The organism is Flavobacterium cupreum, from assembly GCF_003996965.1.
Classification (GTDB): domain Bacteria; phylum Bacteroidota; class Bacteroidia; order Flavobacteriales; family Flavobacteriaceae; genus Flavobacterium; species Flavobacterium cupreum.
In genome coordinates, this window is record NZ_QWDM01000003.1 from 132,618 (window position 1) to 153,882 (window position 21,265).

Here is a 21,265-nt window from a genome sequence, read left to right on the forward strand (position 1 = left end):
ATTTTTTATAAATAAAAATATCAGAGTTATAAACCAATAGAAAATCGATGAAAAGATATATATATTATTTAATCTTAGTTCCAATATTTATTTTTGGAAACCCAGGAATTGGTGATAAAAGAAAAACTAGCTTCTTTGATTTAGAAACCTTAGGAAACTATCCTGATTATAGTATAAATTTAGAAAGAACAGATTTTGTTTCAACGAGTGGTGGAGCTAGTGGAACGTTATCTGTTGTAAACAATGTTTTATCACTAAATTTTAGTGGTGGTTGGAATCAAAGTGCAATGAAAACAGGAGTTATAAAGGTATTAACTATTTCTCCCAGTTTACCAGATCTTGAATTAGGTCCAATACTAACAAGTTCTAATGGTTCCGCTAATGGATATAATGTAAAAATTGAAAACAACAGCTTAGTAATTTACAGTATCGGAGGTACTCTTCCGCTGACAACTGGTGCTTATTTTAATATAAGGCAAGATTTAAATGAAGGCAGTGCCCTCTTTATTCCTAGCGATAATCTTAATAATTGGGTCCATAGTGTTGCGTATGACAGTAAAGGAAATGTTATAAGTCAATCCAGATCTTACTTCGACGATTTAGGAAAATCAGATGTTAGTTTGTCAAAAGATTACGTTTCGAAGAAAATTTGGGGCACTGAAACTATGTTTGATAATTTTGGCAGACCAGATAAAACCTCTTTTATCGCACCCTCTCCTCTCGGTACTTTTGAAAAAGTTAATTTTTTTAAGAGCAGTTCGCAAGCACAAGGCGAAGCCTACCCTGCTATTCTTCCTCTTAACAACATAAGTATAAGCAAGGATTATAAAGCCAGTGAGTCTATTTCAGTTGTCGGAGCAGTAAGTCCGGGTTTAACAGTAAGCTTAACTGCTCCCCGTATAACCTTAGGTGATACCTTTACCATAAAAGCCACCTCCGGAAGTAGCTTTAAAATAACGGCGGCAATTTTACCAGATGCATCTGCAAATCCCAGCTTAGCCAATTACTATAGCGATACTAATACCGAAGAACCCTATCAGGCAACAGCCACACATCCGTTTACGCAGAACAATTATGATACGCTTAATCCTGGAAATGTTATAAATGTAACAGGTGGTAATAGAATAAACGGAGAATGGAGAACCGGTTATGCCTACACAGTACCCGCAGCTCAGGAAATGTATTACGTATATGGTTCGGATTATTTTGATGGCCCCGTTACTTCCGGTAAAGAAGAAGTAATTACTAAATTTTATAAATCTGTAAGTATAGATGCTAACGGAAATGAAAACGTTGCCTTTACCGATGGTGAGGGTAAACTGTTGGCATCAGCCCGTTCGGGAGGGGGTACCTCCTATCCGGTTATCTCTCTTATTGGTACACAAGGATTTGTAGATGTGCACATTCCTGCGGGAACATCCGGAATTTCATTGATTGGAGGTCCCTCATTCTACAAAGTTTATGATTTAAAAACCGGATTAATTACAGCTTCCTTAGCTAGTGGAAATGCTTATAGAATTGAAGCTGTAACACCTCCTCTTGTAGATCCTAAAATATATATTACAGCTGGTAAGCCAGAATATGTTGGTACCGTATTAGGTATTACTTACAATGTAAATTATTACGCATATGCCGTCAATGTATACAACAAAACGGGGCAACTCATAAAATCTATACAGCCAAACGGTTATATAGTAAATGCAACAATTGTAGGAACTCCCGCACATATGACCTCGACCAATTTTGCCTCCACCTACAAATTTGCTACTTTAGGACAATTGACAGAAGTATCAAGTCCGGATGAAGGAATAAGTCAGTTTGCTTACCGACAAGACGGCCAGATTCGTTATTCGCAAAGTGCACTCCAAAGTGATACAAAAGTTTCCTATACGGATTATGATACTTTGGGAAGACCACAAGAAAGTGGTGTAATTGCTAACAACTGGTCAACAGCTAAGGCCAATCCTGATGGAGCGTTAATTTCAGGCGTACGCACGGAACAGACCTTTACCATATATGATGATGCTGAAAACAATCTTACATCAGTGGCAATACCTGCCACTCTCAGTTTAAGCAGCGTATTGACGACAGCGGGCATCACAACTACTAATTATGTTCAGAACAATCTTTCCGGCAATGTAGCGATTACCTTTACAAAACCGGGATCCACTATTACGGCTATCACCTGGTACAGCTATGATGTATATGGCAGAACAGAATGGATTGTAAAATACAATGAAGGAATTGGTGCCAAAACCATTCATTACGAATATAATCATCAGGGTGGTGTAAAAAAGGTCCTGTATCAAAAAGACAAAGCCGCCGAGTTATTTGTTCACCAATACACTTATGATACAAACGGCGTATTAACAAAAGCAGAAACATCTCTTGATAACACTACTTTTATCACGCATGCCGACTATACGTATTATAAAACGGGAGAACTGAAAAGAGTGAATATTGCGCAGGGAACCCAGGGCTTAGATTATGTTTATACACTTGGAGGGCAACTTAAAAGTATCAACCACCCTAGTTTAGAAGAAACGAAGGATCCGGGTGGAGACAAAAATGACGTTTTCGGATTAACGCTTGATTATTATGGTGGTGATTATTTGCGAACGGGCAGAAATATTACATCCTCTCCTACAATTGGCGCTGATTATAACGGAAATATAAAAGCAGCCCGCTGGGCCAATAAAGGTGTACTCGCTGATGTCTCAGGTACTTCGGTTAACCAAAAAGGATATTTGTACAATTACAATCGCAACAATTGGTTAACGGAAGCTACTTTTGGAAATGCAAATTCAGCTACTGCTGTAATAAGCCCTGCTGCCAACCTCGCACTGGGTGAAAGAGGATTATCCTACGATGCCAATGGTAACATTAAAACTTTAGTACGTACTAATGAATCAGGAACTGTTGCAGACAATCTAACGTACAATTATAGTAATACCGGAAAAAACCAATTAAATAGTGTCAGCGATGCAGTCACAACTACTGATACAGCTGACATCGAAAACCAAGCCCCAGGTAATTATCAATATGACGCCATAGGGCAAATGATACGCAATAATGCCGAAGATACTGATTATACCTACAATACTCAGGGTCTTGTAACACAAGTAAAAAAAGGAACACAACTTACTGTAACCTTTTCTTATAATGAGAGAGGACAGCGTGTAAAAAAACAAACCATTGCTTATTTAACGGGCGGGAATACCCGTACAGAGACAAATTACTACATTCCCGACTTATCAGGAAGTACAATGTCCGTTTATTACAGTTTGTCGGGAACATTGATCAAACCTCCCATTGCACTTTACCAAAAAGAAATACCTATCTTTGGTTTAAGCAGGTTGGGGATCTATACCAAAGCAACCAATAAAGAGAGTGATGTAATCAGTTATGAAATTACAGATCATTCAGGTAATGTAAGGGCTGTAGTAAGTAAAGAACTGGAGGCTACTGTTATTAAATCCTATGCAGATTATTATCCTTTTGGAGAACAATTGCCAGGACGTAATGCTTTCTCAGATTATCGTTACGCTTTTCAAGGGCAGGAACTTGATGGTGAAACGGGAATGGAAGCGTTTCAGCTGAGACTCTGGGATGGTAGGATTGGAAGATGGTTATCTCCTGACCCGTATGGGCAGCATTCTAGTCCATATTTAGGAATGGGGAATAATCCTATTGGAACTATTGACCCTGATGGAGGGTGGGAATGGGAATGGTGGGCTAAAACAGTTGCTGTTTTTAGTGGCGGAAAAGCGTTTCAAAGTTCCCAAGGTGATTGGGGAGTTCAAACATCTGGCAAATCATCTGATGGGATGTATATAAAGACAGATTTTGGAGGTAAAAGATATAATGTTAATGCGCAAAATTATATAGACGCAAATCCAGATCTGTTTGATACATATGGGCTACAAAAATTTGGGATTAATGTTCAGGAAAATTATGATACTCGCTTTGAAGCCATTGCAAGTATGTTTCAAATTGTAAATCCAGAAGCACCAGCGATGAATCTTTTTAAAGCTGCAAAATCAAGTACAATACTTGGAACTGATGCAGCAACTATGGCTAATGCTGGTCGTATGGTAGAAGAATCTGGAACTCATCAACTCTTATTACATGGAGATTTTGATAATTTTATCATTGATGGGACGAAAACTTCAGCTAAAGAAGTTGCCAAAATAATGCTAAAATCTGGATTCAAAAAAGGAACTCAAATTAGATGTATTTCATGTAATACTGGAAGATTTGGCGATGGTGCAGCTTATCAACTATCTAGATATTTAAAATCACCAGTTTTAGCACCAACAGATATGGTAAGAATATTAGAAGGTGGAGCTTATGAAATACATGCAGGTGGAATTTGGAAACAATTTTAAAATATTATAATAAATAAGAAATTTAAAACATTTATGAAATTAGTTGGATTTATAAGAGAGCATAATGATATAGTTGAATCAGTAGCATACGAAAGTATTTTTTTTAATGTTAAAAATAATGAAGAAACCATTATTAATACCACCAATTATCTTAATAATGGAATACTTGTACTTGCATGGATGGGATATTTTAAAGATTTAGATAATGGTGATTTAATTGCTCCGAACAGTTATTACACAGACGGAAGTTATATTTGGCCTGCATATTTTTCTTATTATCTAAAAAAATATCCAAATTATAAAATTGATGCCGAATTTTTAGAACATCTTACACATATCAGCTTTAACTATCATAAAATAAAAATATCAGATAAATTCAGAAGTGAACTTGAAAGACAATTATCTGAAAAAATGAGATATTAATTTATAATATATTAGTTATCAATATCGAAGAAATTTTTTCTGTGTACGCAAAAATGACACATGAACAAAATAAAAGCAATTTGTAATGGGTTGCTTTTTTTAATTATATGCTTGATTCATCGTTGCGGGCTCAAAGTCAGAGACGTTTGCAGCTTTCCATGAGAACACTTCGGGAAGCAGAGAAAAGTTAGTGATATTACAGCTGATGTTTTAATTGGTCCATTTAGATATGTTTCAGTAACAGCTGCTGATATTATTGGTGGAACTGCTGAATATTCACAATCTTTCAACGAAAAAAATGAAGTTTCTTGGGATAATGTCTCATATGGAATAACAGGAGGAGCAGGAATTAGAGTTCAAGCTGGTGTAAAATATACTATGGTATTGATTCATCCGTCAGGTATATATGGAATTAAGAGAGATGGTGGTTGGGCGTCTGGATATCATTTGGGAAATTTTAGTAGTAATTAAAAAAAATGAAAAATGAAAAAAATGAAAATAGGGATAGTGATTGTTATTATGATTTTCTTTTGGTTTTCTTTTGATTATGTATGGTATCGCAATTTTAAACATTTCTACGAATTATCTATAAATGATAGAATATTAGATATTAAACAGGGAAAAGGTGGAATAAAAATTGTAATTAAAAGAATAAAAGATGATAATTTTTATATTTATTGTGACAATGAAGAATATTTAAAAATTGGAGATTCAATTTCCAAAAAAAGTAAATCTGATGAAATTAAAATATATAGAAAATCAGTAGATACGTTAAAGTGGAGTTATTATAGGAGGATATATATTAGTAAAAACTTAGACTTTTATTCTTTAATTATCAAAATATAGTTATTGGTTTACTTCAGCTCTTCTAAGTCTTCTCATAAAAAACTGTGCAAACGTCTCTGACTTTGCGCCCACAACGATGAACCAAGCAACATAATCAAACAGAAAGGCAACTCATAACCGGGTTGCCTTTTTTAATGTTGAGACGAATCACATCAGACATTCGCCAACAATCTGTACGCAGTACATTTGATTCCTCGTTCTTCGGAATGACAAACTAAGTCTGAAATATAATCCTTCTCCATTCCCTACAAAAAAGTTTCCTGAATAAGAATTTAAAATATTAAATTTAACATCCTAAATCAGAACGTACAAAAAGCATACGTACTCTTTTTTAGGATTACTTTTAATATCAAATCAAAAATAAAACAGCATCAGGATATGGGAAATCAGGACACCATTAGAAAAGTAGCAATTGTGGGGTATAACAGGATTCCGTTTGCGAGAGCGAATACGTTCTATTCAGACGTCAGTAATTTGCAGATGATGACCGCAACACTCGATGGTCTTATTAAAAAATACAAACTGCAGGGTCAATTACTCGGAGAAGTGGTCGGTGGTGCCGTCATCAAACATACTACCAACAATAACCTGATTCGTGAATGTGTCATGAGAACGGCTCTTGATCCCGCCACTCCGGCCTGCGACTTACAACAGGCTTGTGACACCGGAATTGAAAGTGCTATTTATATTGCCAATAAAATTGCTTTGGGTCAGATTGAATCCGGGATTGCGTGTGGTGTTGATTCCATCAGCGATATGCCCATTGCGGTGAGTGAAAAGCTGCGAAAAATACTGCTCGACGCCAGAAAAGCAAAATCATTGGGAGAAAAAATAAAAACCTTTTTGAAAATCCGACCAAAAGACCTGACACCCTTAGTGCCCAGAAATGAAGAATCGCAAACCGGTCTTTCGATGGGAGGACATACCGAAATTACGGCCAAATATTATCAAATCGCCCGAGAAGATCAGGATCAGCTGGCGTTGCAAAGTCATCTGAATATGGCAAAAGCGTATGACGAAGGTTTTTTCAGCGATATGATTACGCCTTTTAACGGACTGGATAGGGACAATAATTTACGGAAAGACAGTACTTTGGAAAAGCTGGCCAAACTGTCTCCCGCATTCGATAAAACCAACGGAACGCTTACGGCCGGAAACTCTACGCCGCTTACCGATGGTGCATCCAGCATTCTTCTGGCAAGCGAAGAATGGGCCAAAGAACACAATTTACCGATTCTGGCGTACATTACCCACGCGGAAGTTGGCGCTATCGAGTATGTAAAAAACCAACAGAATTTATTACTCGCGCCTTTGTTTGCGGCCTCAAGAATGCTTGAAAAAGCAAACCTGACGCTGCAGAATTTTGATTATTATGAAATTCACGAAGCTTTTGCTGCCCAGGTTCTGGCAACGCTTAAAATTTGGGAAAGCCCTGAACTTAGTGCAGCCATTGGACTTAAAAAACCGCTCGGTGCCATAGACAGAAATAAACTTAATGTAAAAGGAAGCAGTCTTGCGGCAGCCCATCCTTTTGCTGCGACGGGAGGAAGAATCATTGGCGTAATGGCAAAATTGCTTCACGAAAAAGGTTCAGGAAAAGGTTTTATCTCTATTTGTGCAGCAGGCGGACAGGGAATTACTATGATTATTGAAAAATAATATATTTTTAAAATCTGTTTTTTGGTCTGTTTTTTAATCACGCAAAGACGCAAAGTCGCAAAGTAAAATTTAATAAAAAAACTTTGCGCCTTTGCGCCTTTGCGTGAAATTAAACCTTCCATAGATGAAGGTATAAATTTGAATAAAATGTCTTTATTCTTATGGAAATCATTGTCATCCTGAGCGAAGTCGAAGGCTTTTCATAGCAAAAGGGCTTCGACTCCGCTCAGCCTGACACCTATTTTGAATGACACCCAACGAGTTAATTTCAGAAAGTTATTTTATTAAATTTTACTTTGCGACTTTGCGTCTTTGCTTGAAATAAACTTTTCATAATAACTCAAAGTGTAAATTATTTTCAATGAGAAAATCCAAAGGAAATACTCATAATAATGATACAGATTACAATTGCAGTAATCACCACATACAGATAATCTTTTTCCAGAAGAAACGAAAATAGCGAAAGTAAGACCCTAAAAACCGGGGTCAGAAAAAGCAACACAATACCCAAAAATATAATAGATTCTCCCCTGCCCTGAATTACACCCTGATAAACAGCCCCAATTACTTCAAAAATATTTCGGTCATTTTCTTTAAAAACCGAGTAATTTTCGATATCACTGCCATGGTGCAGCAAATAAACAATACCTCCGATAAAGGCCACTGATAAAGAAATCCAGACGCCGTAGCGCAATAAATTACCCACAATTTTCTGAAAATCTTTTTCTCCGAATTTTTCCTGTGTCATAACTTTAGATTTTTCCATTAAGTCCGCTGTAAATCATGTTTAACGCCAGTACAAAAATCAGGCACGCAAAAAAGATACGCAGCTTTTTAGGGTTGGTACGAACTAATATTTTGGCTCCTGCCATGGCTCCAAATAACACACCTATCACCACCGGCATGCAGATTCCGGGCTCGATGTATCCTTTTTGAATGTAGATCACCGAACTTGCCATTGCCGTTACGCCCATCATGAAATTACTGGTCGTTGTAGAAACCTTAAACGGAATTCGCATGATATTGTCCATGGCAATTACCTTAAAAGCTCCTGAACCAATTCCCAATAATCCGGACATCATTCCGGCAATTCCCATCATGCTGAACCCTCCTATTACATTTTTGGTTCCATAACGAATTACCTGACCGTCATGCGATGGATAAGATCCCTCTAACTTTAGTTTTTTGGCCAGCGGACTGGATTCCAAAACAATATGTTCTTCTTTTTTTCGTAACGAATTGATGGCCGAGAAAATCAGGGTCAGTCCGAACAAAACGGCGATGAATGACGTTGGGGCTATAACAGAAAGCAATGCTCCTCCCACAGCTCCTAAAGTAGTGGCTATTTCGAGAAAAATTCCCAGACGCATATTGGTAATCCCTTCTTTTACATAGGCTGCGGCTGAACCGGAAGAGGTTGCAATCACAGAGACCAAAGCCGCTCCGATAGCATAATGAATATCGACTCCGAGAACAATCGTCAAAAGCGGGATAATAATGATTCCGCCGCCCAATCCTGATAAGGAACCTATAAAACCAGCTAAAAATGCGCCCAGAATCATGATCAGGGTAAATGTGAGTACTGTCATTTGGATTTATTTATTTGAAAGCTAATTTACGAATACAAATTCGCTATTAAGGCATGCTATTTTCACCCGAAGCCATAAAAAGAAGAAAAAGCAAAACAACCAACTGAATATCAGTAATTTAAAGCTACACTTAAAAACACCTTAAAAATGATGTTTTTTCTAAAAAGGACTTAATTTCTGATTTTTTAAACCGTTAAAAATCCATTCTTTTAATCACAAACTTTGCTTAAAAAAACAATTAAAAAAGAGTGCTTTTTAATCACTTTATAGTATTTTTAGCGTTTCAATTTAATTTGTTTTAAACTTATAAATCCCAAATTTACAAGGTATTAACTTTTTACTTTTTTTATTTTTGAGTACGAAATTAAAATGTATGGTAATTTACAATCAAAGACTTCATTTCGCATTGTTGTTTTTATTTTTATCTTTTGGTTTGCAGGCGCAGATTGAAAATAAAAAGACGTCTTTCGTACATAAAAATCCAGTTCAGACCAGGGAAGAAAAAGCAATCGCCGATTTGTATGCGTTGTACAATAAAGGCGACGATAAAAAGGCTTATGTAAAAGCGCATTCTCTATTAAAGACTACCAAAAATAACCGTTCGACAGCCTGTGCTGATTTACTGCTTGCCTACTATTTTAATAAAAAAGCAGTAATAGATTCTTCTATTTACTACACGCAGCAGGCGCTTAAATTTAATACGGTTGTCAATGACTCCCTAAAAAACAGACTATATGCGTTAGGTTACAACCTGCTTGCCATCAATTATAAAAAAAGAGGCATTCTTGGCGAAAGCAAAAAGTGGCACCTGAAAGGCATTGATGCTTCTCAAAAATACAGGGAGAAAAATCTTTTTTATACGCATACACACGGTCTCGCTTTGGTCTACAGCGAACTGGGTGATTATAAAAATGCCCTGAAGTTGTTCAAACAATGTCTGGAATATAAAGAAGATCCTGAAATTATTTACGGAAGCTACATTAACATCGGGGACATTTATGCCGCCCAAAAAGAATACGAACTTTCAAACCAATACCTGAATAAAGCCAATGCTTTGTGCCAACAGCAAAATAACAACAATTGCAGAGCCATTATTGCGATTAGCCTGGCTGCAAATTTTGAGGCTCAGCACAAAAAGACAGAAGCATTGCGCCTGTATAATGAAGCCATAAAAATTGCCGATGCCAACGAATACAACCAAATTGCATTAATAGCAAGGCTCAATACAGGAAATATGCTGCTGGAATCGAAAAAATACGATCAGGCAAAAGTCATTTACCTCTCGGGGCTGGATAATGCGCTAAAGCTCGGGCTGCTGCACGACCAGACTGTCATTTATAAGGCGCTTAAAGAAATTGCCATTGCCCAGGAAGATTATAGAAATGCTTATCATTATACAAACCAATATTATAAAATACAGGATTCGATCACGCATCTTCAGAATCAAAAGGAGATTAATGAACTGGATGTAAAGTATAAAACATCGCAAAAAGAAAAAGAAATTGAAGCCTTGCAATTTGAAAATGCCACCAGAAAACTGACGCTCGAAAACCAGAATGAAGCGATAAAAAACATGCGCCTTCAGGAAGAGATTTCCAATAAAGTAAATGAAAACAAAATTTTATTTTTTCAGAGCTCCTCAGAAAAGAAACGAAGCGAAATCTCCCTGCTTAAAAAAGACCAGCAATTAAAAGCACTGGAAATTGACCAGCAAAAGAAAACGAGATGGCTTACCATCATTGCTTTTCTGGTGCTTCTGATTCCGATTACCGGGTTGTTGTTTCAATACTACAAACGCCTGAAAGCACAGCGTTTGTTAAACAGCAAACAGGCCGAGATCAGTTCCCAAAAGATCAACGGAATCCTGAAAGACCAGGAACTGAAACTGATCAAGGCTTCGATCAGCGGACAGGACAAGGAACGGGAACGTATTTCACAGGAACTGCACGATAGTATTGGAGGGAATCTGGCCGCGATAAAATTACAGCTGAACCATATGGCCGGCAATAATTTTTCGAATATGGAGAAGATCAACCTGCAGCTGGACGAAACGTATCAGCAGGTAAGAAGCCTGTCACACACTTTGCTTCCGAAAAAATTCAGTCAGAACAAATTTTGTGAGGTTTTAGAATCGTACCTCAACAATATAAGTGCTGCCAGCGCGTTAAAAATTTCATTTCTAGCCTATCCCAAAAAGGGAATAAATGAGATGAGTGAAGGGATACAAATTGAAATTTTCAAAATAATCCAGGAACTGCTGACCAATACGATAAAACACGCCAAAGCGTCGCAGATCGAGATTCAGCTGAACCTTGTGGACGGTGATCTGAATGTGCTGTTTGAAGATAACGGAGCGGGGTTTAATACCTCAAATTATACGCCCGGAATTGGTTATATCAACCTGGAAGCCCGAATTAAAAAATTAAACGGTTCGTTTTTAATCGATTCAAAACTCAAAAGAGGCACTATTGTGAATATCGAAATTCCGTCTTTTGAAGCAATTGCCAATCCTAAAAAGAATCCCATGAAAGGAATTGACCTGAAAGATCAGCTGGATGAATTAAAAAATAAAATTTAAGCTGTTCCTGCGATCTGACTAACCAAATTTTATACGATGAACAAAATCAAAATCCTTATTGCCGACGATCATACCATGTTTTTACAGGGAATCATTTCGTTATTGGAACAGGAATCGAATATTGAAATTACCGGGAAAGCCATCAACGGACTTGAAGCGCTCGAAATCATTCAAAAACAAACTATCGACTTGCTGATTTTAGACATCAGCATGCCTGAAATGGATGGTATTGAACTGAGTAAAATTGTAAAGAAGAAATATCCGGAAATTAAAATACTGGTAGTCAGCACGCACAGTAACGTGAGTATTATTTCCAGATTGATCCGAATTGGCGTGAACGGTTATTTACTGAAAAATGCCGAAAAAGCCGAGCTTTTACAAGCCATCAATACGATTGCAGACGGAGCTGATTATTTTTCGGAAGAAACAGAAGAAAAACATCTTTCGAATAATCTGCGGATTGAAAAACAAGTTTCAACTTTAACGGAACTGAGCTCCCGCGAGAAGGAAATCTTAGTTTTGATAGCGCATGAATACAATACTGCTGAAATTGCCGAGAAAACATTCATCAGCCTCAATACTGTAAACACGCACCGCAAAAACTTATTGTCTAAACTAAATGCCAAAAACACGGCCGGATTGGTAAAATATGCCGTAGAAAATGGCTTAGTCGATTAATCTTATTCGAAACCTCTTCCCAACCTGTAATTTAAAACGAGTCCGAAAGTATCCGGAATTACCACATTGTCAAACGATTTGTTATACGTACAGATAATTTTGAACTTATCGGACACATAAAATCCTGCCAGCAGGTTTACGGTGTCAGAAGTACGGTAACCGCCTCCGAATTCGACTTTGTTTTTATAATTGACCAGCACATTCAGATCAGCCTGAAAAGCCGCTCCTTCCATATATTTGGCCAAAAAACTGGGATTGATGACGATATCTTCCATTCCACCCGTAAAGAAACGGTAGCCGAAATAACCGTAATATACATTTTTTAAGTTGGTATTATTTTTTGAATTGAAAGCACTGTTTAAAACATTAGGCGCCGAAACTCCTGTATAAAGCGATTCGGTATTATACAAAAATCCCAGTCCGACCGTTGGCGTAAAACTGTTAATGTCTTCCTGAAATTCCGGATCATTTTCTAATCCCAGCTGCGTTAGGTTTTCATTATAAAGCATTGCTCCTGCTGTTAAACCAAACGAAATAAAATTAGAACTGTACGCTGATTTTCCGGCTTCATCGGTATTAAAGTAAATCTTATAGGCGTAGGACGTAAAGAAACTCGTGGTGTTGGTGACTCCGATTTCATCGCGGGAAATACCGGCGGCCAGCCCTACTTTATCTGACCAGGCCAGGGTATTTACGGAAATATCAAAACTTCTAGGACTTCCGTCAACAGCCGAATTAAAATAACCGTCTGTGGTAAGAACCAGGTCTGTGTTTTGATGAAAACCTGCCTGAGCCGGATTCAGGAGAACGGTGTTGTAATTATAACTTGAAAATACCGGCGTTTGCTGTGCGGAAGCAGCCGGTAAAAACAAGATCAGCAATAATGTTATAAGGATTATATTTACTATTCTTTTCATGAATTATCTTTTTAAAACAAGGTATCCCTTTAGTTTTTTGAAATGGTGATTGTCTGCATTTGGATCGATTTCGAAGAAATAAGTTCCTTCCGGAAGTTCATTCGCACCCAGATTCCTGCTTTTGTTGGCGATTCCGCTAAAAACATTGGTGGTATTATTGTATCCGGATACCTGGAAAACCAAATCGCCCCAACGGCTGTAAACCGAAACTTTATTTTTTGGATATTGGTTGATATCATCGATCGTCCAGAAATCATTGATGCCGTCGTTGTTGGGTGAAAAACCGTATTTGGTTTCGTCTGTTTCTTTTGGAAGAACCGATATCGTTACTTCATCCTGAGCTTCACAGCCATCATTACTTTTAAAATAGACCGTATAGGTTGTCGTTTCCAATGGTGAAAAGAACGGATTAGCAATTAATGCGTTGCTCACACCCAATGTTGGACTCCAGTTAAAGGTTCCGCTTTGTGTGGCTATGGCTTCAATTTGTATGTTTTCGCCTTCATTTATTTCGACATCATTTCCAGCATCTACTGCTAAAACATCAGCATTAACCTTAAAGGAACAAACGGATTCATTTGTTAAATTGTCTGTTGCTGTAATGGTGATGGTCATTCCGTCTGTAAAATCGCTTCCTGCAGGCGGATTCTGCTGGATCACCGGATTGGGATCTGCATTATCGGTCACCACAATTATACTGGTATAGTCCGGGACTTTCGTTTCAAAACAGGCTACCGACTGATCGGACAAACACGTAATCTTTGGAGGTTCTGAATCGGTCACCACCTGAATGGTAAAAGAACAGTTTGCTTCGTTTCCGCTGGTATCGTATACCGTCATCTTAACCGTCATTCCGTCTACTAAATCTGCACCGTAATGCGGAGTCTGAAATACCTTTAAATTGGTATCACAATTATCTTTTACCGTGATTAAATGGCTGTAATCCGGCAAAGTCAGGGTAGATACTACCTTTTGATTTTCGATACAAGTAATTTGCGGTGCTATAAAATCTGCGGAAGCATTTACTGTAAAACTGCAATACGATTCGTTGCCTGCCATGTCTTTTGCAGTGAGCTGTACCGTCATTCCCGGCGTAAATACAGTTCCTGCTTCCGGGCTTTGGGTAATGGTTATCGTACCGCCGCAATTGTCTGTTGCTGTGACCAAATTGGTATAATCGGCCAATAATGCTCCGCAATCCAGCGTTTGATCCCCAATACACGTAAAGACCGGTTCTGTTTTGTCCGGTGTTACGGAATGTACGGTAAGATCACAAGAAGCCGCATTTCCTGATTCATCCGTGTAGGTAATCTTGATTTTTATTCCGTCATAAAATGGTGTTCCTGCAGGAGGTGTCATGGTATGAGTGATTGTGTTGCTGCAATTGTCTTTTACATTCATTACGGGATCCATAGCATAATCCGGCAACACATCGCCACAACTCAGCGTAAGGTTGGTTGGGCAGCTAAAAGTCGGCGGAAGCAAATCCGGTCCTGAAGCGTGGATGTAAAAACTACAGGAACCTTCGTTTCCGGCATCATCTTTTGCCGTAAATGAAATTAACATTCCATCGAAAAAAGCAGTGCCTTCCGCAGGCGTTTGTATTACCTCTAACGTGGTGTCCCTGTCATCTGACACGAGCACCTGACCGGTATAATTCGGAATTACTGATCCGCAGGCCAATTGCTGGTCTGCCAGACAAATTAAGGCAGGAGCTTGTGTATCCGGCGGAGCGGTGATCGTAAAACTGCAGGTTTCGAAAAGAGAGCTTGCATCGGTAGCGGTTAAGGTTACCGTTGTTGTGGTTCCGTTAAATACTGTTCCTATAGCCGGGGTCTGCGTTACGGTAGGATTAGTATCACAATTATCGGTAACGATTACTCCTATTCTATAATTTGGAATTAAAGCACCAATCGGCAGCACAACATCTTTTGGACAATTCGTGATAATCGGTTTTTCGGTATCGGGTACAATAGCCCTGCCATACAATACATAAGCCTGACCTGGCTTAATATTGACTTTTGCAGTACCAAAAGGAGAGATATAATCGAAAAATCCTACGATGATATCGTCAAAACCATCCTTGTTTAAATCGCCTGCAAAGTTCATTCCTCCGCCATCCTTGTCATAAGCAAAATCGATTTTTGCAGCATCTTTACTGGAAACTGTCCACAGATCTACAGTAGCGGCCCAGGTAGCCTTCCCATACAAAATGTAAACAGAATCATAACTATCCCCAAAAATATAATCATCAAATCCGTCGTTGTTAAAATCTCCAATACCGCCAAAATCTGAAGTCCCTTCTACATTTTTAATTTTAAATCCGTTGGTACCATTCAGGTCTTTTAAATCTACAGCCGCCGCTATAGCCGAAGATCCGAAAAGGATGTATTTTTTACTGAAAGCCATATCATTAAAGCCATCATGATTTAAATCACCTGCTTTATTAACATGCCCATATTGCAGTGATTCTTCGGAACTTGATACCACAAAACCGTTGGTTCCATTTAAATTGGAAAGATCAAATGTAGCAGGAAAACCGGCGCGTCCATAGACGATAAACTTCTTCACCCCTGCATCACTTCCGAAGGCAATATCCGTTATTCCGTCCCCGTTTACATCCCCTAAACCTGCCGCAGATCTTCCTATTTTTTCATCAGGAGCACTGCTTGTTATGGTACAGCCATTTGTTCCGTTGATGTCTTCTCCTTTCATTACAGCAGGAAATGGTCCGTTTTTACCGTAGAGAACATAGGCCTTCTGGGATTGCCCCATACCGGCTATCAGAATATCATTCCGTCCATCGTGATTAAAATCGCCAATATTATCAATAGCGAATCCAACGGAATCACTGTTATTTGTTCCTATGAAGGAAAATCCGTTCGTTCCGTCTAAGTCCGACAAGAAGAATTCAGCTGTAAAATTGCCTGTTTTCCCGAATATTACGTAAACGGCACCCGCTGTAAATGCATTTTCAATTCTTCTGTAAGGGGCGCTAACCATACAATCGTCTATCCCATCTCCATTTACATCTCCTAAGCCGGCCACTATAAATCCCATTTTGTCATCTTCACCGGGATTAACGTTATCGCGGATTTTAAATCCGGTAGTACCATTCAGAAGCCCTAAGTCAACGGTTGCCGGAAATCCGGAAGCGGTCCCGAAAACTACATATGCACCGCCTTTTAAGATGTCTGAATTGTGTGCAAAAGTGCCTGACCATGGAAATTCAATGCCAGCGGCACTCACTATAAAATCAGCCAGGCCATCCCCATTTATATCGCCTGCCCTATTAACACTATAACCAGCCTTACCGAATCCCCGTTCTCCATAAATCACAAAACCATTGGAACTGTCTATATCATTTACAGAAGATACTACAGCGTTACATGCAAATAAAGGAACAGGACTTTTCAGTTTTACCAAAAAAGTGCAGGAACTGGTGTTTCCTGAAATATCGGTAGCACTAATGGTAACATTTGTATCACTGTTGAACAAAGTTCCCTGAGGCGGACTTTGTGTCGTGATCAAATCCCTATTATTCGTATAGGTACAGTTATCAATTAGATTAGGTAAAAGGGAAACATAGTCAGGCAATGTTGAATTAGCAAAAAGTTCCTGATTTACCGGACAGGCAATTGTGGGTGGTGCATTGTCAATACGATCTAATTTTTCTCCGTAAAAAATAAAAGCATTTCCTACATCATTATAAAAACTGGCGCTTCTTATACTTCCTATTCCAAAATCGTTTTTACCATCCTGATTAAAATCACCAATCCCTGCAACATCGCACCCAAAGGAAGCATATGTAACAACTTTATTATCATCAAAAATCTGATATCCCACTGTATTCAGGATATTTTTCTCTTTTATAATTCCGGTTGTATTTTCTCCGAAAACCATATAAACGGCTCCAATACCGCTAATTCCTCTTTTGCAGGAAATCGCAATATCGGCTTTACCATCATTATTAATATCTCCTACGCCGTTGACATTAAACCCGAAACTGCCGGAAAATTTTGTTCCCTGAATTACAACCCCGTTAGCCGGCGTCACATCTGAAATTGCAAAATTACCAGAGATAGCGCTGGCACCAAACAGCACATTGGCTTCACCAACGTACGTAAGTCCATCCACTGTTTTATCGGGAGTTCCGAATACAATATCATTAATTCCATCTGCATTAAAATCACCTGCGGCGGCAACCGATTTCCCCATACGGGCATAGGTCTGTGAACTCGTAATAATTAAAGCCTCAGCAGCCGTTAAAAGATTTACCTGGACCACGGGTGGAAAAACTACATTTTTCCCAAACAATACAATTACCCTTCCGGCAATAATATTGGTGCCATCCGTATAGTTTGGATATCCTAAAATTAAATCGTCAATTCCGTCATTATTAAAATCACCTGCATTTCGGCAGACCGCCTCCTGATTATCGAATGTTGTATAGCCTGTTATGACAAAACCATTTGCACCTGTTAAGGAAGAAGTATTTAAATTAGTAACAGAAGCACCGCCAAAAACAATAGTATGCTTTCTGGCCGGCGTCAGCTCATCTGTTATAATGACATCGCTAATTCCATCGTGATTAATATCTCCGGCATAACTGACATTGCCCACAGCCGTTTTGGCCTGAGAATCTATGTTTATAAACAGACCTCTTGTATTGTCTATATCGGTACGGGTGTACACGGCCTGAAAAGGAGTATTCTTTCCGTAAAAAACAAAGGCATGGCCTTGTCCGGAAGGATCAAAATTGTCTCCTGCAATAATGTCTTTTATACCATCATTATTAAAATCCCCGGCACTATCCAGTGATGACCCCAATTGTTCTTCTTCGGTAACTCCTCTTATGATGAAGCCATTGGTACCGTTTAAGGTGGATACATCAAAAGTGTCGAATGAAAAACCTGATCCCCCAAAAATCACGTAGATTTCACCAACATTAGATATTCCACCAAAATCGGCTCCCGGTGCTGCAATCATCAAATCCGGAATTCCATCTCCGTTTATATCTCCGGCAGACCGGACTCTTTTGCCCAGATCTTCTCCGCCTGATTTCCCATTAACAGAAAATCCGTTTGATCCGTCAACAATTGATTTTTGTACCTGTGCGCAGCCATTTTGTCCATACGACAACGCTACTCCTGCCAGTAAAAACAGGAACAGAATTATTTGGCGCTTATTTTTTTTTTTGAATGTAGTAGAATTGTTTTCCATTCTGAATACTATAGTTTACATATATTTTTACGTTGCAAAACTATAGTATCAGTCTATTTTACTCCTCACTAGAAATAGTGATTTTGATTTTTAATGGAGTCTTAAAGGAATAAAAGTATTCTTAGTCTTTTATTTCACTGTAAATCACCAAAGCTGCCGTGTCAATAGCCTGACGAACGATTTCTTCGGGAGTTCCCTTGAATTCATATCTCCTGGCAATTTCCTTGTGGGGAAATATAAAATGCAGAAATATGGTTCCAACGGGTTTGGCAGCACTTTCGCTTCCGCCGGGTGTTGTTAAACCTGTTAACGCTACACAAATATCAGATGTCACAAAACGATGGAAATTCTGTGCCAACAATTTGGTTACGACCGCAGACTCTGCCGTAAATTGTTTAATGGTTCCTTTCGGGATGAGCAGCAGATCTTCTTTCATGGATTCGTGATAACAGACCAAACCGCCAATTAGTATCCGGCCTGAATTTATAACGGTTGAAAACTCATAACTAAGCTTCCCTGCAGAGGCGCTTTCGACAAAACAAATAGTCAGTTTCTTTTCTATTAAAGCCTGGCAGCATTCGATAACATTTTGACTCGGCATATCGCTCTTAATTTAAATTAAAAAATCGTAAGGTTTATAATCGTATAATGAGATTCGTGAATAAGAACTTTCTCTAATAACAAGTAACCCGACAAATTTATAAGGTAAGCAAAATGAACCTCTTACAAAATTATATTCCAAAAATTACAATATTCAAATACTGGCGAATCTGCCTTTGATTTACTGTTAATTATAGAAGTACGGACTGGGCTTTATGTAAGACGTAATGGTGGTTTCTAATTTAAATTTGTAATAACACAATTAAAAAACAGACTATCACACCTTCTTTCAATAACATGGAAAAGGCGCTGTCAACTAAAAAATTATTAATTCAAAATATAACATTATGAAAAATGAAACCAAGGAAAATTACGGTCAGGTTGAACGTCATTTTCACCATGATGAAGATACACTTACAGATGAAAAAAGAGATTCTTCGGTAGAAAATCTATTTGATAAAGATCCTTTCAATGAAAACGAAAACGAAGCTGAAACAGAATACAAGGAAGATGATCTGCATGATATCAATCATGAAACAAATGATTATAACAGAAATGAAAACATTCCGAATGAGGAACGTGTAATTAATGAGGACGAGCATATCACGAATGATGAACCTGATAATCTGGATGAAGATTTTAACCAGAATGATATCGATCACCTTGAAAAAGACGGTGATTTGGACAATGATGATGATAGTGCAGACCTCGAGGAATCCGACGAGCATTTTCATGAAAACCATCCGAGGGAATAATTTATTTCAAAAAAAAAATTGTAGCATACAGCCGTTGCGAATTGTTCGTGACGGCTGTTTTTTTATGCTCTGTTGTGAAATTTTATAACTGAATGTAAAAACTATATAAATTTGGAAGCAGGTATTGTTGTAATTTTAAGAAATTGATCCTAAACAAATTAAACAATAACTATCATGGATATTAGTACTCAAATTATTTGGCTTTTTATTCTGGCCATTCCGATCTCCTGTATCAGCTGGTCCGTTACTCACGAAGAAATATTTCGCGAACCCAGGGAATGGTGTGTCAAAAATGCTGCAAACGGCCGCACTATTTTAATCCGAAAGGCTTTCTATCTTTTTACCTGTGAGTATTGCTTTAGTCATTATGTCACGATATTTTTCATTATTTTCTCCGATTATAAATTACTGCTGGATGACTGGCGTGGTTATATTATTGCGGGATTTTCTCTGGTTTTTGTGGCTAATATTTATATGAGTTTGTTTGGGTTGCTGAGACAGGCTATTAAAAAGGAAAAAGTAGAAATCAGAAAAATTGAAACCGAGGAAGAACATATTTCCAATTCCTAATTTTCTGCAAACATGGGAATTCTATAACAAATCTGGAAAATTACATAAAAACAAAATATACCTTCTAGTTTTTTACCGCAAAGAACGCAAAATTTTTATCTGAGAGTACCTTAGAAAAATCCAAAGTTAGCAAAGCTTTATAATAATTTAGCTTTGCGAACTTTGCCTTTTATAAAAGCTAAGAGGAAAAAACCAGCGTTCTTTGCGGTTTTTTTATGCTCCAGACTTTCCCTAATCAAAATGTATTAAAAAAACCGCTAACCTAAAGAGCTACCGGTTTTATCACTAATTCAAATTATTTTTGATGTTTTTTCGTCGTAAAGGATCACTTTTATAATCTTCTATAGATTTGATTTTAGACCAATACTCCAAAATGTTTTTAATACTGTACTTGAACTTTTCGTAATCGTACGGTTTGATAACATAACTTTGTGGCGGAACGGAATAAAGATCTATCACAAAGCACTGTGTAAAGGATGTTGTAAAAAACAAACAGGGACAGTTCAATTCTATACTAAGATTTTCATACGTGATATGTATGAGTTTTTCATCGTCTGTATTAAGTAAAACTATATCTGAAAATATTAAAAACGCTTCAATTTTTCTTGAAGTCAGGTAATGATATGCATTACTGGCTGAGTTAAAATACAGAACTTCATTCGAAAATTCCAATTCAGAGAAAATCTCCATAAATAATTTACGATCTCCCTGATTATTCTCTATAAGCACAATAGGTCCATTTATATTCATAATAGTCTGCTTTTAGGTTATAAATAAGAGCATCGAACGTCAATATTGCCTACTATTAATTTGTGAAGCAATAGTATAAAACAAAGATTCTAAATTTTTAGAAATATTTTTTTACAATATCTTTTTGCAAAATTATATAATTATCATTCTGACATTTTCGTGTGAATTTTCAGCTATTAATTTAAGAAAAGATCAGATTCGCTGAAAATTATATAATCACTAAGGTTAATTGTATAATGAAAAATGGCGTTATGGCCTTACTTTTGATAGTTGAAATAATGGATACCAA

14 protein-coding genes are annotated in these 21,265 nt (G+C 37.7%); 8 read left to right on the forward strand and 6 right to left on the reverse strand.

Annotated elements, in window-relative coordinates:
• Positions 1 to 47 precede the first annotated feature (47 nt).
• The 4 genes from D0817_RS05345 to D0817_RS05360 all read left to right on the forward strand — a co-directional run bounded on the left by D0817_RS05345 (position 48) and on the right by D0817_RS05360 (position 7,316).
• Positions 48 to 4,388: an RHS repeat domain-containing protein gene (locus tag D0817_RS05345; protein WP_127337372.1), complete on the forward strand. Its 4,341-nt coding sequence runs from the start codon at positions 48 to 50 to the stop codon at positions 4,386 to 4,388.
• 33 nt (positions 4,389 to 4,421) lie between these two features.
• Complete coding sequence (locus D0817_RS05350; RefSeq protein ID WP_127337373.1) at positions 4,422 to 4,811, forward strand: hypothetical protein; 390 nt, start codon at positions 4,422 to 4,424, stop codon at positions 4,809 to 4,811.
• Positions 4,812 to 5,294: 483 nt separating this feature from the next.
• Complete coding sequence (locus D0817_RS05355) at positions 5,295 to 5,657, forward strand: hypothetical protein (RefSeq protein WP_127337374.1); 363 nt, start codon at positions 5,295 to 5,297, stop codon at positions 5,655 to 5,657.
• A gap of 378 nt (positions 5,658 to 6,035) precedes the next feature.
• Positions 6,036 to 7,316 carry an acetyl-CoA C-acetyltransferase gene (locus D0817_RS05360; protein ID WP_127337375.1) on the forward strand — a complete coding sequence of 427 codons (1,281 nt, stop codon included), beginning with the start codon at positions 6,036 to 6,038 and terminating at the stop codon, positions 7,314 to 7,316.
• 358 nt (positions 7,317 to 7,674) lie between these two features.
• Here D0817_RS05360 and D0817_RS05365 read toward each other — a convergent pair whose 3' ends face one another.
• Both D0817_RS05365 and D0817_RS05370 read right to left on the reverse strand, forming a co-directional pair.
• Positions 7,675 to 8,082, reverse strand: a complete 408-nt coding sequence (locus tag D0817_RS05365; RefSeq protein WP_127337376.1) for a DUF1634 domain-containing protein — start codon at positions 8,080 to 8,082, stop codon at positions 7,675 to 7,677.
• Positions 8,069 to 8,905, reverse strand: coding sequence for a sulfite exporter TauE/SafE family protein (locus tag D0817_RS05370; protein WP_127337377.1), 837 nt, complete (start codon positions 8,903 to 8,905; stop codon positions 8,069 to 8,071). The genes D0817_RS05365 and D0817_RS05370 overlap by 14 nt, the downstream gene beginning before the upstream one ends.
• A 373-nt stretch (positions 8,906 to 9,278) precedes the next feature.
• On the opposite strand from D0817_RS05370, the gene D0817_RS05375 reads away from it, so the two are divergent.
• Both D0817_RS05375 and D0817_RS05380 read left to right on the forward strand, forming a co-directional pair.
• On the forward strand, positions 9,279 to 11,483 hold the full coding sequence (locus D0817_RS05375; RefSeq protein ID WP_127337637.1) for a tetratricopeptide repeat-containing sensor histidine kinase: 2,205 nt from the start codon (positions 9,279 to 9,281) through the stop codon (positions 11,481 to 11,483).
• Positions 11,484 to 11,519: 36 nt separating this feature from the next.
• Complete coding sequence (locus D0817_RS05380) at positions 11,520 to 12,161, forward strand: response regulator (protein WP_127337378.1); 642 nt, start codon at positions 11,520 to 11,522, stop codon at positions 12,159 to 12,161.
• A gap of 2 nt (positions 12,162 to 12,163) precedes the next feature.
• Here D0817_RS05380 and D0817_RS05385 read toward each other — a convergent pair whose 3' ends face one another.
• From D0817_RS05385 to D0817_RS05395, 3 genes are all read right to left on the reverse strand, one after another.
• Entirely contained in the window at positions 12,164 to 13,078 is a 915-nt protein-coding gene (locus tag D0817_RS05385) for a PorP/SprF family type IX secretion system membrane protein (protein WP_127337379.1), read from the reverse strand.
• Between the two features lie 3 nt (positions 13,079 to 13,081).
• Positions 13,082 to 18,301: an HYR domain-containing protein gene (locus tag D0817_RS05390; RefSeq protein WP_127337380.1), complete on the reverse strand. Its 5,220-nt coding sequence runs from the start codon at positions 18,299 to 18,301 to the stop codon at positions 13,082 to 13,084.
• A gap of 121 nt (positions 18,302 to 18,422) precedes the next feature.
• Entirely contained in the window at positions 18,423 to 18,902 is a 480-nt protein-coding gene (locus tag D0817_RS05395; protein ID WP_127337381.1) for a CinA family protein, read from the reverse strand.
• A gap of 346 nt (positions 18,903 to 19,248) precedes the next feature.
• Here D0817_RS05395 and D0817_RS05400 point away from each other — a divergent pair, with 346 nt between their 5' ends.
• Together D0817_RS05400 and D0817_RS05405 are read left to right on the forward strand one after the other, a co-directional pair.
• Positions 19,249 to 19,656, forward strand: a complete 408-nt coding sequence (locus D0817_RS05400; protein ID WP_127337382.1) for a hypothetical protein — start codon at positions 19,249 to 19,251, stop codon at positions 19,654 to 19,656.
• Between the two features lie 174 nt (positions 19,657 to 19,830).
• Positions 19,831 to 20,226: a hypothetical protein gene (locus tag D0817_RS05405; protein ID WP_127337383.1), complete on the forward strand. Its 396-nt coding sequence runs from the start codon at positions 19,831 to 19,833 to the stop codon at positions 20,224 to 20,226.
• Between the two features lie 285 nt (positions 20,227 to 20,511).
• Here D0817_RS05405 and D0817_RS05410 read toward each other — a convergent pair whose 3' ends face one another.
• Positions 20,512 to 20,976: a response regulator gene (locus tag D0817_RS05410; protein ID WP_127337384.1), complete on the reverse strand. Its 465-nt coding sequence runs from the start codon at positions 20,974 to 20,976 to the stop codon at positions 20,512 to 20,514.
• Positions 20,977 to 21,265 lie beyond the last annotated feature (289 nt).